Consider the following 15,118-nt stretch of genomic DNA (forward strand, 5'->3'; position numbering starts at 1 on the left):
TTACACCTTTTCCAAAATCATTGAAACGCCCTGACCAACGCCAACACACATGGTACAAAGCGCGTATTTTGAGTTTGAATTTTGCAGCTGATAAATTGCAGTTGTAACCAAACGCGCTCCCGACATTCCCAGCGGATGTCCGAGTGCGATTGCTCCTCCAAGTGGATTCAACCGCGGATCATCGTCTGCCATTCCAAACTCGCGGATGCAAGCCAGCGATTGAGCGGCAAATGCTTCATTTAATTCGATGATGCCCATCTGATCCAAAGTCATTCCCAATCGTTTTAAAAGCTTGTAAGTGGCCGGAACCGGTCCAATTCCCATGGTTCTTGGTGGCACACCGGCTGCCTGAGTTCCCAGAATTCTTGCTTTCGGTGTTAGATTGAACTTCTTAATGGCGGCTTCCGAAGCGACAATAACAGCAGCTGCACCATCGTTAATACCCGAAGCATTTCCGGCAGTAACAGTGGTTCCCGGTCCATAAACCGGATTCAACGATGCCAGTTTTTCAAGGGAAGTCAGTCTCGGATGTTCATCCTTTTCAAAGATGACCGGATCTCCTTTTGGTTGTGGAATCGAAACCGGTATAATTTCCCTCGCCAGTGCCCCGTTTTGCTGTGCTTCAGCGGTTTTCAACTGACTGTTGTGTGCAAAACGATCCTGATCTTCGCGACTGATTCTGAATTCTGTGGCCAGATTTTCTGCCGTGCAAATCAGCGGATCTGTTCCATATTTTTTCTGAAACTTATCATTTACAAAACGCCAGCCAATTGTTGAGTCATAGATTTCAGTATTTCGGGAAAAAGCCTGTGTAGCTTTTGGCATTACCAATGGCGACCGCGACATATTTTCTGCTCCGCCGGCGATCATCAGCTCAGCCTCGCCTGCTTTTATGGCCCGCGCTGCCAATCCAATAGCTTCCATTCCTGAAGAACACAAACGATTTATAGTCACTCCCGGAACTGACTCCGGCATTCCTGCCAAAAGTAAAGCCATCCGTGCAATATTTCGGTTGTCTTCTCCAGCCTGGTTAGCACATCCCATTATCACATCGTCGAAAGCTGACGGATCGATCTGATCGTTGCGCTCCAACAAAATCTTTAGTGGAATGGCCGCCAGATCATCTGCCCGGATCGCGGACAGCGAACCTCCATATTTTCCAACCGGTGTGCGAATTGCATCGCAAATAAAAACGTCATTCATAGTTATCTTTGTTTAGTTTTTGAATCCTTGGTTTAAATGCCGTAAAAGCTCTGTGTAATCCTTCTGTAAGTTGATCAATTTCCTTTTGTGTCATTACCGTTGAAAGCATGCAAGAGAAAGTATTGATCATCAAGGTATTTTCTTTGTAATACATGTAATCCAGCAATTCATTAACCAGCTTTTTGCCTTCTTTATCCAGATAAGCCTCGCGGTAAGTTGTTGGTGGATTAGGACGAAGATGCATCCGAAACATGGAACCGGCGCCTGTAACCGAAACCGGAACATCTGTAAGTTTTATTACTTCTCGAATCTGTTTAACTGTTACATCAGCCAGTAGATTTAGCTGCTTCACCGCTTCCGCATCATAATATTTCATCGCCTGGTAACCGGCTGTCATGGTTATCGGATTAGCCGAGAACGTTCCGGAGTAAGGCAACAGAAGATTCTTTTCGTGTGGATCAAAAACCTGCATCACATCGGCTCTTCCGGCAACAGCACCAACCGGAAATCCGCCGCCGATTATCTTTCCAAGCGATGTAAGATCCGGTTTTACCGAATAATTTTCCTGTGCTCCGCCATAATTCACACGGAAAGTTACCACCTCATCAAAAACCAGTAAAGCCTCATTTTTACGGGTCCAGCTGTAAAGCGCCTCTATAAAATCATCGTTTCCGGGAACCAAACCTACACGGTGCGGGACCGGATCAACGATAACACAGGCAATATCTTCAGCATGTTTATCCAGAATATTCAGCGTGCGTTCAATGTTGTTGTACGGATAGATGACCACGTCTTTGGTTACACACGGAGGTGTTCCATGAGCAAGCGCAACACTGCTGGGCTGATCTTCCTTTCCCCAGTTCGACGGATCTGCCATTTGACTGACTTCAGCAAAATCGTAAGTACCATGATAAGCACCTTCGGCTTTGGCAATTTTTGGCCGGCCAGTAAACGCCCTCGATGCTTTTATCATCGCCATAACAGCTTCGGTACCCGAATTTGTAAAACGAATACGCTCGAAACTTTCGACGCGTTCGATCAGGTGAGTGGCAAACGCCACTTCAATCTCGGAAGCAAGTGTGTATGCTGTTCCTTTTTTTAGCTGCTCGATAACCGCATCGATAATTGGAGGAAATGAATGACCATGAATAAGTGCAGCCATGTTATTGGCAAAATCAGTGCGCACTGTGCCGTCGATATCGGTGATGTAACAACCCGAAGCACTGTTGGCATAATTCGGATAAGGCATGCGAAAAACCGTATTCCGGCTTACACCACCACTAATTACCTGGCGCGCCTTATTATAGATTTCTTCGCTATTTTCTTTTTTAGCCATCTTTCTGTTTTTACTGATTTAATTCTGATGCAATGTTGCCTCAGTATGTTTTTGCAAAAACTCAAAACTCACTCCGGGAGCCAGTTCTCTCACGTAAAGCTGTTTATCTCTGACATCGATTATCGCGTAATTGGTATAAATGCGACTCACCACATTTTTCCCCGTTAAAGGATAAGTGCACTGTTTTACAATTTTCGATTCACCGGTTTTGGTGGTGTGTTTTGTAATTACAAAAATGGTTTTTACCCCGGCCACCAAATCCATGGCACCACCCACAGCAGGAATATCATTAGGATTTCCGGTAGACCAGTTGGCCAGATCGCCTTCTTCCGAAACCTGGTAAGCACCCAGAACACAAATATCGATATGGCCGCCACGTATCATGGCAAAACTGTCGGCATGATGAAAATAAGCCGCTCCGGGAACGGCCGTGATATATTTTTTTCCTGCATTCACCAATTCAGGATCTTCACTGCCAATCTCTGCAACCGTTCCCATTCCCAGCAAACCATTTTCGGTATGATAGATTACCTCACGACCTTCAGGGATGAAACCGGCAACCATTTCAGGAATGCCGATCCCCAAATTTACATATGCACCATCATGAATATCCATGGCAACTTTTTGCGCCATCTCACTCGTGCTCCAGCCTATATTTTTATTATCTGATTCCATGGTACTTTACATTTTCGGCAACCAATTTCGATTCATCGGCAGGACTGGAAATTTCCACTACCCGATGAACAAAAATTCCCGGTGTAACAACATGTTCCGGATCAATACTTCCAAGTTCAACCACTTGTTTGGCCTGCACAATCGTTGATTTGGCAGCCATACACATGACCGGCCCAAAATTGCGGGCTGTTTTGTTGTAAATAAGATTGCCGTATTTATCGGCGGCAGCACATTTTATCAAAGCAAAATCGGCCTGAATGGCTGTTTCCATTACGTATTTTCTGCCATTAAACTCACGTATTTCTTTGCCTTCTGCCAAAGGGGTATTTACGGTTGTGGGCGTATAAAATGCAGGAACTCCTGCACCGCCGGCACGAATTCGTTCGGCCAATGTCCCTTGCGGCACCAGTTCCAACTCGATTTCGCCGGCCCGATACAACTCCGGAAATACAATAGAAATAGCGGTACGTGGGAACGAACAGAGTATCTTTTTAACCTGTCGGTTTTCGATAAGTGCTGCCAAACCAACATGACCACTTCCGGCGTTGTTACTCACAACTGTGAGGTCTTTTGCCCTATGATCGACCAGTGCGTGAATCAATTCCACCGGGCTGCCGGCTTCACCAAAACCACTGATCATTACGGTTGCTCCGTCGAAAATTCCGGCAACCGCTTCTTTTGCCGAATTCACGATTTTGTTAATCATGGCTTGCCATTTTTAACGATTCTTTTTTTAACGCCTCTTCCAGTCTTCCCTCAATTTCTTCCAATTCATCTTCGTAGAAATATTTGTCAGCTTTGTAAGGCTTTAACTTTTCTATTGTATTTTCCTGCTCGTCGTACTCGGCAAAATATACGCGGTCCATCCACTCCATGTTCCTGGCTTCGTTGAATTTAAGCACAAACACTTTCTTCCCATCAATCTCAGTTGTTCCCATTAATGAAGTTTTTCCGGCAGAGGAAGTCATGGTGATGTAACGCGACGGACGATTTATCGATGCAAGGCTTCTGTATATCTTACTGAACACTTTCGTGATGTCTGCCAGAGGAGCAGTAAAATGATGATGCTCGCCTGTTGGCCGTGCGCAATACATCGAGTGAAAACCGACTCCAAGCATGGCCAAAATATTGCCCAAATCGATCCAATTCTGTGCTGAACGATCAACATCCACCTTCCCCTTCTCATCCTTATACAAACTAATGGTGTTCATAATCGGACTCTGGCTCTTCACTTTAATACCATATTTTTTCAGTCGCTGAATGGCTGCAATTGCCCCCGGGTTAAGTAGTTCCCGCGGTGTTGATGTGTGCGTCATCCAAACCACCTGAACGCCATTTTCAACGCTCATTTTAAGTAGTTCCAGTATTTCCTTAAACTGATCCGTGAGTAGATGTTCAGGATGAAAAGTGATAGCGCGCGAACCGATCCGCATCGTGCGAATGTGCAAAAGCTCCTCATCTTCCAGAATTGGAGTGAGGTATTCTTTCAAACGTCTGTACGAAATATAACCGGCATCTCCACCGGTAATTAATATGTCGGTAACTTCTTTGTGCTTTTTCAGGTAGTTATGCACCTGACTGATATCGCGTTGTACAAACATATCTTCATCGCCACGAACCTGCGCATGCCGAAAACAGTAGGTACAAAAAGCAAAACAGTTTTGGGTTCCGGCATCCAGAATCAATTTAATTGGCGGGTACTTGTGCTGGCTTCCTTCCAAAATCTCTATCTGGCCCTCATCATTATAAAAGAAAGGTTTGTTCAGTTTTTGTTTCCCGTCGTGCGGATTTGTTTTTAATTGATAAGCTTCAACAACTTTTTGTCGTTCCTCATCGCTTTCGGCATCCAGGTATTTTTGTACATCCACTTTGTTAATCATATCGGGCTGCGGAAATACCAGGTAATAATTCGGATCATTTTTATAGTTACTCCAATCGATGGTATTCAGGATGTGTTTGGTTGCCATAAACCGGTAAACTTCAAGAAAAAACTCACGTTCTTTTATGCGGTCAAGCTCCACTCCATTAGCTTTTAACTCATGCAAAATTTCGCGAAAACCGATCAATCCAGAATAATGTGTTTTTTCTTTAAAAAGTGGTTCTTCTTGCTTTGATAATCCGGAATACTGAGGATAACATTTTTGCAGTCGGCGAATCAATCCGGCAGGCAAAAGCTCCTCGTTATTAATGGTTTGAATTGTTTCGGGCGTAAAATCGTAAGCACGCATCATTTCAGTAACATTTAATGACTCTTTCGTACTGTTCATTTTGTTTTAATATTAAAAGTTCACATTGAAAATTTCATAAACACGTCAACGCCAATACATAACTTTATACGAGCTAAGTTTAAGGCTGTTGCGCTTCATTCCGAATCCGTCTTACCGACACCGATTAGAAAAGAATTTATACAGTAAATAAGTATTGACAAGCGTCAAATAAGAGTTGTGGAATAAAATTGCTGCGGTTGCAGCTAATGTGAAACCGAATCTTCATCGAGGCATTCCGGCATGCCTTGATAGAAAAAAACCGGACATGAATACGATTGTACCATGTGCACAATTTATAAAATTTTATGTCAAAAGTCCATGAATTTTGAGATATTTTATAAAAATGGCAGATGTCATCTTTTGTTAAATAAATTTTTAGCAACTTAAGGGGCTGAAAAAAAGCAATTTATTAATTCAACCGTTACTTTGCTTTTTTTGTGTACTGAAAAACATTTCAGACCTGAAAACCGGAGTAAAAAATAACGAACGAAATCTCAAAATTTTCGTTTGAAAAGTTGGGAACAAACAGAAAACAGAAAAGATGAAACGAGCATGAGAAAGTGTTTCGCACATAGGCATTATTGTTATCATGCGAGTTCCATCTTATGCCTTAAAAACAAACAATTTTAATAAGATGAAAGTATTATTACTTGGCGCCGGGATGGTAGCCAAACCACTTGCCGATTATATTCTCAAAAACCAGATAGAATTAACCATCGCCAGCCGTACACTTAGCAAAGCCGAAAAACTTCTTGGTAACCGAAACGGTATAGCAATACAATGGACCATCGACGATACAGATCAGCTCGATAAGTTAATTGCGTCTCACGATTTAACCGTGAGCCTGCTACCTTACACGCACCATGTTACCGTTGCCAAATTGTGTATTAATCACAAAAAAAACATGGTAACTACATCGTATGTTTCAGATGAAATGAAAGCTTTGGATGCAGAGGCAAAAGAAGCGGGAATTATTATTCTGAACGAGATTGGTGTTGATCCGGGATTCGATCACATGACCGCCATGCGGATTATTGACAAGGTGAAGGACAAAGGTGGAAAGGTTAAAGAATTTTACTCGTTATGTGGCGCACTGGCAGCGCCCGAAGAAGCAAACAATCCGTTTAAGTACAAGTTTTCATGGTCGCCAAAAGGTGTTATTATGGCCGGAAACAACGGTGCCAAATATTTAAAAGACGGAGAAATTGTGGAACTGCCAACCGAGAACCTTTTTAAAAATCCATTAAAACTCGATTTCCCGGAAGTTGGAGAAATGGAGGTTTATCCGAATCGCGACTCGCTGGCCTACATTGATTTGTACGGATTAAAAGATATTGCTACAATGTACCGCGGAACTTTCCGCTACCCGGATTGGTGCGAAATTATGGACGCCATAAAAACACTTGGTCTGGTAACTTACGATCAGCAAAGTTTTGCCGGCAAGACTTATAAAAAGATAATGGCGCGACAACTGGGCGTGTATCCGGCCAATATAAAAGAGAAGGTTGCTGAGCGGCTTCGACTACCAATCGACAGCCCGGCAATTGTAGCGATGGAATGGCTGGGACTTTTTAGTGAATACATGGTTGCGTTCGACGAAGGCTCAAACTTTGATATGGTTACCGACCTAATGCTAAAAAAGATGATGTTGCCCGAAGGCGCCCGCGATATGGTGATCATGCTTCACTCCTTTTTAGTAGAAAATGCTGATGGAAGTACAGAGGTTGTGAAGTCGCATCTGCTGGATTTTGCCACTAAAGAGGATACTTCGATTGCCAGAACGGTTGGACTACCTGCCGGAATTGGAGTAAAAATGATCCTTAATGGAAAGATTACCGACAAAGGTGTTCATATTCCGATTTCGAAAAGTATTTACGAGCCTATTTTAACCGAACTCGCGAAACTCGGAATTGCCATGAAAGAAGAATGGGGATTAAAAGAATCAGCAAAAATCAACGTCTGATTCTTTCCATGATTTTTTTACTTTAGCACAAAACATATTTTATGAGAATTACCCATTTATTTTTCAGCATATTTGCATTGCTCGCGATTTATAGCTGCAACTCCAAAACACAAACTCAACAAGCTTCCGAAAATATTCGCCCTGTAGTCGATACCGTTGGATTTGCACACCTCGACTGGCAGATGGATTCTATCGTTTCGAGAATATCAACGCAATTTGGCGAAGAATTAGCAGAATCTGCCCAACCTGAAAATACGGTTTGGCGCACTGCAATTTGTCCGCACGACGATTATGCCTACGCCGGATGGTTGTTCCCGGCTGTGCTGAAAAATCTGAAAGCAAAAACGCTGATCATTTTTGGTGTTGCACACAAAGCCCGCAATTTTCAACTGGAAAACCAGCTTGTTTTTGATAGTTTCGATGCCTGGCAAGGACCATACGGAACAGTTAAAGTTTCTCCAATTCGCGAACAGTTAATGGATGCATTGCCGGAGGAATTTTATGTGGTTCACGACAGCATGCAACTTATTGAACAATCAGTGGAGTCGATGATTCCGTTTCTTCAGCATCAAAACAAAACTACCGAGATAGTTAGTATTCTTGTTCCTTACATGGAAAGAGAACGTATGAACAACATTGCAAATTCGTTTGCTGCGGCATTAAAAGATATTACTACCGCTCAGCAACTGGAATGGGGAAAAGACATTGCACTGCTGATTACAACTGACGCGGTTCATTACGGCTGCGAAGAATGGGGAGGTAACAATTACGCGCGTTTTGGCTGCGATAGCATTGGCTATGAAAAAGCGATGAACTACGAACAGGAAATTATTTCTAGCTGTTTTACCGGAGAACTCGATAACGATAAAACTGATCAGTTCATAAACTTCACTGTTCAGGAAGATAATTTCAAAGAATACAAATGGACCTGGTGTGGCCGGTATTCGGTTCCGATGGGATTAAAAGTGGCCGATCGTTTTCAGCAACTTACCAATGCGAGCCCGTTAGAAGGAATTCCACTGGCTTATGAAACCACAATCAGTCACCCGGAAATACCGGTTCAGGATTTGAGAATGGGAAAAACTGCCATTGCCACCACAAAACACTGGGTCGGTCTGGCTGCCATCGGTTTTAAATAGTGAATATTTATTCTGATTATTCAGCGTGAATGGACAAAGGAGTACCAACAGTTCCGGCATAAAACACAACAATTTCGGCAATGTCGTCGCCTTCATTTACACCATAGTGCCAGGTACCAACTACTTCTGATAGCACATCACCGGTTTTCATTTTTAAGGTATCGCTGTTTTCTGTTATCACAGTCAGGTTCCCGGAAAGCAAGATCCCGGCATTAATCACCTCATGTTTATGCAAATCAAGTTGAGAATGAGGTGGAATACTCACTTTCAAAATTGAAATCTCGGGTTTTCCTTCGGGATAAGAAGGAAGTTCGCTACCATCCCAGCTTTGCGTAGCTTGCAATAAAGTTTCCACTTTCGGCCCATCGGTTTCAGATTCCACACTCATGCAGGAAAGAAGAATCGCCAACAAGGAAAGAATGATTAGTGTTCGTTTCATACTATTTGTGAGTTAGATAATTAATTTAAACGTCCAACTCCAAATATAATGATCATATAGAATTATGTAAAATCTGATCCTATTATTTTTGAGTGATGACCTTCCAGCTGTCGGTACGAAACGGGAGAGCAGGCAAACCTGCGCTGTTTACCAGGTTACAATCGGGATTATTCGCCCAGGCATAACGCACGGCAACCGGATTAACAACTTCTTTGGCACTTACAACAATTTCATCACCAACAATTTTGGCAACAGCCCAATAAAACTTTTGGTCTTCACCGGCTATCGCAAAACCAATCACTGGCTCACCATCTGAAGTTGACAAACCCTCTGCAACTTTGTCAAACTGAATTCTGATTTCGTTTCCAATTATCGAATAATCTTTCAACACCGGCCCCGAGGATTGAACATCCATATTATAAACCAGCTTTTGAGCCACGGCTGCCAAACGGTTTCCAACATCGGTTTTATTTGTTGGGTGAATATTATTGGTTTCTCCCAATTCAATAATACAAGCCATTCCGGTATTTGGCAACTCCAACGATTTGGTTTGTGATTCGCGCATTACGGCCCATTTACCGTCAGCCGGCTCGTCGTCTTTATCCATATAATTGGGCAGCTGCACCCACAAAAACGGCAAAAATCCTTGCTGCCATCGTATCCGCCAGTCGTTAATCATCAACGGCAAAAGTGTTCTGTAATCATAGGCAATAGAATCGTTTGCCTCACCCTGATACCAGATAAATCCTGCTAATCCATAAGGCACAACCGGATTGATCATCGCGTTGTACAAGTATGTCGGATAGTACTGAAAATTATGAATCGTCGGTATCGCAGGTTCCAGATCTTTTTTGTATTTCCATTCCCCTGTCAAACTTAATTTTTGAGATCCGTTGCTCAGATAAATCTCTTCTGCCGGAGGATTAATTCCACCACCGCCCCACAAAGCAGCCATTCTATATGCAATTGTGTTTTCTCCTTTACGCACCAGTTCTGCCGGGATTTTGTAATCGTGAGTTAGGTTGGCATTCCACTGTGTTTTACAGATTTCAGCTCCGTTGAAATACAGCGAGTAATTCATTTCAGGATGTCCAAGATTCAAAGTCAACTCTTTGCCAACAAACTGTGCATCCAATTCGATTGTTTTTCGCAACCAAATCATTCCCTCGTAAAATTCGGGTTCCCATTCGCTAGCATTGCCCGGTACAGTTACTGTCTTCCATTCTTTATCCTTAAAATTAGGCTTTGGAATTATGGTGTCCATTCCATTTTTTGGATTATAAACGATATCCCAAAACTTAATCAGATCAAGGCTGTCTTTTACAAAGTGATCTTCGGTAACCGTATCATTCTCCAATACTTTGTTTCGCATTACATCTTCCGAAAGCAACATCTCACGACTTGTCCATGCTTCAACCGGTGTTCCGCCCCAACTGCTTTGTAAAATACCGATAGGAATATTCGCTGTGGTCTGCAGTTTTTTGGCAAAATAGTAAGCCACTGCCGAAGCTTCTTTTACACTGGTTGAGTCACAAACTTTCCATTCAGTTTTCAATGTATTTTCCAACGGTGTGATACTTATATCGTGCGGCACGTTGAATAAACGAATTTGCGAATTGAAAGCATTTGGAATTTCCTCATCTGCACCATCGGCTTGTTGCACCTGCCATTCCATATTCGATTGCCCCGATGCAAACCACACATCACCAATCAGTACATCCTGAAAAGTTATTGAAGCATCGGTGTTTTCTCCTTCATAAATTTTCATTTCGTATGGACCTCCAGCCTCTATTTCGGCAAAGTGTATTTTCCACTGCCCACTCTCATCGACGGTTGTTGATACTTCCTGATCAGCAAAGGTTAAAGTTACTTCCGCTCCGGGTTCTGCCGATCCCCAAACAGGAATCCAGCTTTCGCGTTGCAGAATCATGTGGTCGCTAAAAACGTAAGGAAGTGATACTTGTGCTTGTACTGAAATTGTGAGTAAGAGTACGATTATTAGTCCGGTAAGTTGTTTGATTTTTAAGGTCATTGTATACTTATTGTAAATATTACAACAAACATACAAAATTTAGCCAATAGCCGACAGGGAACGAAGTTTTTTGTAATTTCCCCCAATAATCGCTGATCATGGAAACAAGCAAAAAAATCTACATCTTCTTAATTCTTATCACCATTGTAGTGGTGTGTATTTACGCCCAGTCAATTATTATCCCGTTTATTCTGGCCATTCTGTTTTGGTTCCTCATAAGGGTAATAAAGAAGTTGCTGGTGAAAGTCAAATTTATTGGCCGTATGCCTAAATGGATAATTACCCTGTTTTCTGCACTGGTATTGGTAGGCTTTTTAACATTGGCCGTTACCATGATCTCGAAAAACATAAAAACACTGTCGACCACTTTACCGGTTTACGAAGCCAATGTGAATAAAATTGCCCAACAGATCAACCAGCAATTTGATATCGACTTGATGAGTATGGCCGGGAATTTTGCAAAAGACCTGAACTTTGGCAGTATTCTTTCGTCGCTTTTTAGCACATTAACCGGGCTGTTCGGCAATGCCTTTACCGTGTTGCTTTATCTGCTGTTCTTGCTATTGGAAGAGCCCTTATTTCCAAAAAAACTAAAAGCAATGTACCCTGATAAAAAGCGTCATGAGCAGGTAAAAAAACTGGTGGACAAAATCGACCATTCCATTGGAAGCTATGTTGCATTAAAAACAGTAACCAGCCTTTTAACCGGTTTTCTGAGTTATTTTGCCTTGCTTTTTATTGGTATCGATGCCCCTATTTTTTGGGCCTTTCTGATCTTTGTTCTCAATTTTATTCCAACTATCGGATCATTAATCGCAACCGCTTTCCCAACCATCTTCGCTGTTTTGCAGTTTGGCGAATTAACTCCCGGGATTTTGGTACTCTCAATTGTTGGTGCCATTCAACTGGTTGTTGGGAACTTTATTGAGCCGCGATTAATGGGAAATTCATTAAACATAAGCCCGTTGGTAGTATTTCTAACACTGGCAATTTGGGGAGTGATCTGGGGAATATCAGGAATGTTGTTAAGTGTGCCCATCACTGTTATACTCATTATAATAATGTCGGAATTCCCGGGTACCCGACCTTTTGCTATCCTACTAAGTCAACGCGGTAACTTAAACGAAACCAAGGAGTAAGACTTCCCGGCATAGCTATTGACATATATCAAGGGTTATTGACTTTACCACATTTTGTGCGTAAATTGTAGTAAGGAACCAAAAGTCTGTACTATGAAAACCCGACCTCGCTTAACTGTTGTAATACTTATTTGCAGTGTCCTTTTTGGTTTTATCGCCGCCTGCCATATTTTTATCGATCCCACTTTCCGTAAACAGTACACCGATTATAACACATTCGTTCATGAAAGCCCTGTTGAACCGGGCTACTTAAAGGTTCATTACAAAGACGGAAAGGTAGTTGTTTTCGATTCGTGGAAACTTTCGTCCGGGCAAGACAGTTTAATTGGCAACGGCAAACTTTTCGACCTCAAACGAAATATCATCAGCGACGGTTTGGTTTCAACCGGAACCGACCAAATTGCAATTATCGAAACCAATCAACTTACCGCACTTAAGGATAAAACCAATGAGCGAATAGCCGCATTATCGATTCTGGCCGGTATCGATGCCGTAATCGGTGTTGTCTGCATCACAGTTCCAAAAGCTTGCTTTGGTTCCTGCCCTACTTTCTATCTCACCGAAACCAACAATGTACATTGGGCCAATGCCGAGGCTTTTTCCAGTTCCATTGCACCTTCGATGGAACAACCCGACATTGATGCTCTTCGGGTAAAAGTCGGGTCGGGAGATTTTCGCCTGATAATGAAAAACGAGGCACTTGAAACACATGTTGTTAATGAAGTACAGATTGTTGCAGCAGAGGTTGAAAAAGACGCAGAAATACTTCACGGCGTTGGCGATAAGTTCTTTCACACCAAAAATATTACAAACTGCATTTCTGCCTTAACTGATGGAGAAAACATCGCACCTTTTTTAAACGCTGTTGATGGAAATGAATATTTTTCGTTATCCGATTCGCTTGATTTGGGTGCGAAAGAAGAAATCCTGTTGGAGTTTAATAACAACATTAAAAATACTCCCGGCATTATTCTGAATTTCCGTCAAACGCTATTGACTACATTTCTTTTATACAACGGAATGTCGTACATGGGCGACGAGATTGGTGATTATTTTGCAAAGATCGAAACCAGCGACATGGTTCGGAAAAAGCTAAAAAATCCGTTTAGCACACTCGGCGGAATTAAGGTTTTTGCATTTGATTCGAAAAAGGAGAAATGGGATTTTATAACCGAAATTTACGAAACCGGGCCAATCGCTCCCAACCATTTTGTGGTGCCGTTTTCTGAAACGAATGACAATGGTGATCCAATTCGTGTAAAACTTGAGATGACAAAAGGAATGTGGCGACTCGATTACGCCGGATTGGCCGATATCGACAAAGAAATAAATCCTGCTTTTATTTATCCATCTGAGATACTCAAAGACAACCTGCCCGATCCGGAAGCTTTAACAGAAATCAGCTGCGACGATGAAGATTATCTGATTTCGATGCCCGGTGACGAGTGGCACCTGCATTTCGACCTTCCCCAACCAAATGATGAAAACAACCGCTACCAACTGTTTCTGTCGGCGAAAGGTTATTACCTCGAATGGATAAGAAACGATTGGTTGGAAGAGAAGGATCCTGAGCGTTTAAAAAATATGCTGTTGAACGACAAAGCTACCTGGCGCGAACTCGCTATCGAGTACAAAACCTACGAGAGCCAAATGGAAGAGTTATTCTGGAATTCGAAATACGAAAACAACCAGTGATGAAACGTAATTACATTAAAATTTCGCTTATCGTTTTATGCCTTCTAACAAGCACGTGTAAAACGATTAGTACAAATCTACCCAAACCTGCCAATCTGCAAGAATATACCAAAGGAATGTGGATGGAATGCGAAATTACTGACGGCTCAAAAGCCGAAGGAGAAATTCTTGTAATTGATGACAAGCAGGTTTTGTTACTTACATCGTACGGCTTAACAAAAACTGTAAATAAAAATGTGATAACCAAAGCACGAATAGATTTTTCACTAACCACCAACTATCCCGAAAAGTTACAAGCTGCAGATTTTATCCCTGTTTTGGCGATCAGTCATGGTGTTTTTATGGTAATTACGCTACCTATAAACCTGATGATTGTTGTTCCAACTGTCAGCACACACCGAAGGGGATCGTATGCGGTTGAATATCCTGCGAAAATTAGCTGGGGCGAAATTTCAAAGTTTGCCCGGTTCCCGCAGGGAGTTCCTGAAGGAATTGATTATACGCAACTGAGAACCGGCAATTACTAAATTTCAGTTTCACATGCATTTTTATTTTCTTGCAGGAAATTAATAAAACATGAAACAACCACTTGTAGCTCCAAAAAAGGGAGCCTCTGATCCTGAATTACAACAACTGATAGAGTTTTACGAAGAGACACTGGGATTTTGTCCCAACAGCGTAAAAACCATGCATCACCGCCCGCAAATTGCTTATGCTTTTATTGAAATGAACAAGGCGGTTATGGAAAATAAAGGACGTGTTACCAGTGCACTGAAGCGAATGATTGCCTACATCAGCAGTAATGCAGCGGGTTGTCGTTATTGCCAGGCACACGCCATACGTGCTGCCGAACGTTATGGCGCAGAACAAGAACAGCTGGACAATATTTGGGAGTATAAAACACATCCGGCATTTTCGGAAGCAGAACGTGCCGTCCTTGATTTTGCATATGCAGCATCGATTATTCCGAATAGTGTGGATGATCAAATAGCAGATAATTTGCGAACGTACTGGGATGAAGGCGAAATTGTGGAAATTACCGGAGTGGTTGCTTTGTTTGGCTACCTCAACCGGTGGAACGACTCGATGGGTACAGAAATTGAAAACGGAGCAATTGAATCGGGCGAAAAATTATTAGGTGCAAAAGGCTGGAATACAGGAAAACACTCCTACTAAAGAAGTATCCAGACCTGTCATCCATCAACTTATTTTTCCGTTCATTTTATCAAC

13 protein-coding genes are annotated in these 15,118 nt (G+C 42.3%); 6 read left to right on the forward strand and 7 right to left on the reverse strand.

Going from position 1 to position 15,118, the window contains the following annotated elements:
- From pcaF to SLH46_RS18735, 5 genes are read right to left on the reverse strand one after another with little or no spacing between them, the layout of a single operon-like run.
- Complete coding sequence (gene pcaF / locus SLH46_RS18715; RefSeq protein ID WP_320282747.1) at positions 1-1,203, reverse strand: 3-oxoadipyl-CoA thiolase; 1,203 nt, start codon at positions 1,201-1,203, stop codon at positions 1-3.
- Positions 1,196-2,539 carry an aspartate aminotransferase family protein gene (locus SLH46_RS18720; protein ID WP_320282748.1) on the reverse strand — a complete coding sequence of 448 codons (1,344 nt, stop codon included), beginning with the start codon at positions 2,537-2,539 and terminating at the stop codon, positions 1,196-1,198. The genes pcaF and SLH46_RS18720 overlap by 8 nt, the downstream gene beginning before the upstream one ends.
- Before the next feature lie 18 nt (positions 2,540-2,557).
- Positions 2,558-3,214, reverse strand: a complete 657-nt coding sequence (locus tag SLH46_RS18725; RefSeq protein WP_320282749.1) for a 3-oxoacid CoA-transferase subunit B — start codon at positions 3,212-3,214, stop codon at positions 2,558-2,560.
- Positions 3,201-3,920 carry a 3-oxoacid CoA-transferase subunit A gene (locus tag SLH46_RS18730; RefSeq protein ID WP_320282750.1) on the reverse strand — a complete coding sequence of 240 codons (720 nt, stop codon included), beginning with the start codon at positions 3,918-3,920 and terminating at the stop codon, positions 3,201-3,203. The genes SLH46_RS18725 and SLH46_RS18730 overlap by 14 nt, the downstream gene beginning before the upstream one ends.
- Positions 3,913-5,481, reverse strand: a complete 1,569-nt coding sequence (locus SLH46_RS18735) for a hypothetical protein (protein WP_320282751.1) — start codon at positions 5,479-5,481, stop codon at positions 3,913-3,915. Before SLH46_RS18735 ends, SLH46_RS18730 begins: the two co-directional genes overlap by 8 nt.
- Positions 5,482-6,070: 589 nt before the next feature.
- Between SLH46_RS18735 and SLH46_RS18740 the strand changes: the two genes are divergently transcribed.
- The gene (locus SLH46_RS18740; RefSeq protein WP_320282752.1) at positions 6,071-7,444 is read left to right on the forward strand and encodes a saccharopine dehydrogenase C-terminal domain-containing protein; all 1,374 of its coding nucleotides are present in this window, start codon (positions 6,071-6,073) and stop codon (positions 7,442-7,444) included.
- A gap of 41 nt (positions 7,445-7,485) precedes the next feature.
- Positions 7,486-8,583 (forward strand): AmmeMemoRadiSam system protein B, encoded by a 1,098-nt coding sequence (gene amrB / locus SLH46_RS18745; RefSeq protein ID WP_320282753.1) that lies wholly within the window; start codon positions 7,486-7,488, stop codon positions 8,581-8,583.
- A 16-nt stretch (positions 8,584-8,599) separates the two neighbouring features.
- On the opposite strand, the gene SLH46_RS18750 is transcribed toward amrB, so the two are convergent.
- Both SLH46_RS18750 and SLH46_RS18755 read right to left on the reverse strand, forming a co-directional pair.
- Entirely contained in the window at positions 8,600-9,022 is a 423-nt protein-coding gene (locus SLH46_RS18750) for a cupin domain-containing protein (RefSeq protein WP_320282754.1), read from the reverse strand.
- An 82-nt stretch (positions 9,023-9,104) separates the two neighbouring features.
- Positions 9,105-11,054 (reverse strand): sialate O-acetylesterase, encoded by a 1,950-nt coding sequence (locus SLH46_RS18755; RefSeq protein ID WP_320282755.1) that lies wholly within the window; start codon positions 11,052-11,054, stop codon positions 9,105-9,107.
- A gap of 98 nt (positions 11,055-11,152) precedes the next feature.
- Between SLH46_RS18755 and SLH46_RS18760 the strand changes: the two genes are divergently transcribed.
- From SLH46_RS18760 to SLH46_RS18775, 4 genes are all read left to right on the forward strand, one after another.
- Positions 11,153-12,193, forward strand: a complete 1,041-nt coding sequence (locus SLH46_RS18760; RefSeq protein WP_320282756.1) for an AI-2E family transporter — start codon at positions 11,153-11,155, stop codon at positions 12,191-12,193.
- 93 nt (positions 12,194-12,286) lie between these two features.
- Positions 12,287-13,888, forward strand: coding sequence for a hypothetical protein (locus SLH46_RS18765; RefSeq protein WP_320282757.1), 1,602 nt, complete (start codon positions 12,287-12,289; stop codon positions 13,886-13,888).
- A complete protein-coding gene (locus tag SLH46_RS18770; RefSeq protein ID WP_320282758.1) occupies positions 13,888-14,415 on the forward strand; it encodes a hypothetical protein in 528 nt (175 codons plus the stop codon). Before SLH46_RS18765 ends, SLH46_RS18770 begins: the two co-directional genes overlap by 1 nt.
- A gap of 49 nt (positions 14,416-14,464) precedes the next feature.
- Positions 14,465-15,064 carry a carboxymuconolactone decarboxylase family protein gene (locus SLH46_RS18775; RefSeq protein WP_320282759.1) on the forward strand — a complete coding sequence of 200 codons (600 nt, stop codon included), beginning with the start codon at positions 14,465-14,467 and terminating at the stop codon, positions 15,062-15,064.
- The last annotated feature ends 54 nt before the right edge of the window (positions 15,065-15,118 follow it).

The organism is Draconibacterium sp. IB214405, assembly GCF_033963885.1.
Classification (GTDB): domain Bacteria; phylum Bacteroidota; class Bacteroidia; order Bacteroidales; family Prolixibacteraceae; genus Draconibacterium.

Excerpts from the sequence above, each read along its gene's own strand:
- pcaF (WP_320282747.1), bottom strand. The coding sequence starts at position 1,203 with ATGAATGACGTTTTTATTTGCGATGCAATTCGCACACCGGTTGGAAAA.
- SLH46_RS18720 (WP_320282748.1), bottom strand. The coding sequence starts at position 2,539 with ATGGCTAAAAAAGAAAATAGCGAAGAAATCTATAATAAGGCGCGCCAG.
- SLH46_RS18725 (WP_320282749.1), bottom strand. The coding sequence starts at position 3,214 with ATGGAATCAGATAATAAAAATATAGGCTGGAGCACGAGTGAGATGGCG.
- SLH46_RS18730 (WP_320282750.1), bottom strand. The coding sequence starts at position 3,920 with ATGATTAACAAAATCGTGAATTCGGCAAAAGAAGCGGTTGCCGGAATT.
- SLH46_RS18735 (WP_320282751.1), bottom strand. The coding sequence starts at position 5,481 with ATGAACAGTACGAAAGAGTCATTAAATGTTACTGAAATGATGCGTGCT.
- SLH46_RS18740 (WP_320282752.1), top strand. The coding sequence starts at position 6,071 with ATGCGAGTTCCATCTTATGCCTTAAAAACAAACAATTTTAATAAGATG.
- amrB (WP_320282753.1), top strand. The coding sequence starts at position 7,486 with ATGAGAATTACCCATTTATTTTTCAGCATATTTGCATTGCTCGCGATT.
- SLH46_RS18750 (WP_320282754.1), bottom strand. The coding sequence starts at position 9,022 with ATGAAACGAACACTAATCATTCTTTCCTTGTTGGCGATTCTTCTTTCC.
- SLH46_RS18755 (WP_320282755.1), bottom strand. The coding sequence starts at position 11,054 with ATGACCTTAAAAATCAAACAACTTACCGGACTAATAATCGTACTCTTA.
- SLH46_RS18760 (WP_320282756.1), top strand. The coding sequence starts at position 11,153 with ATGGAAACAAGCAAAAAAATCTACATCTTCTTAATTCTTATCACCATT.
- SLH46_RS18765 (WP_320282757.1), top strand. The coding sequence starts at position 12,287 with ATGAAAACCCGACCTCGCTTAACTGTTGTAATACTTATTTGCAGTGTC.
- SLH46_RS18770 (WP_320282758.1), top strand. The coding sequence starts at position 13,888 with ATGAAACGTAATTACATTAAAATTTCGCTTATCGTTTTATGCCTTCTA.
- SLH46_RS18775 (WP_320282759.1), top strand. The coding sequence starts at position 14,465 with ATGAAACAACCACTTGTAGCTCCAAAAAAGGGAGCCTCTGATCCTGAA.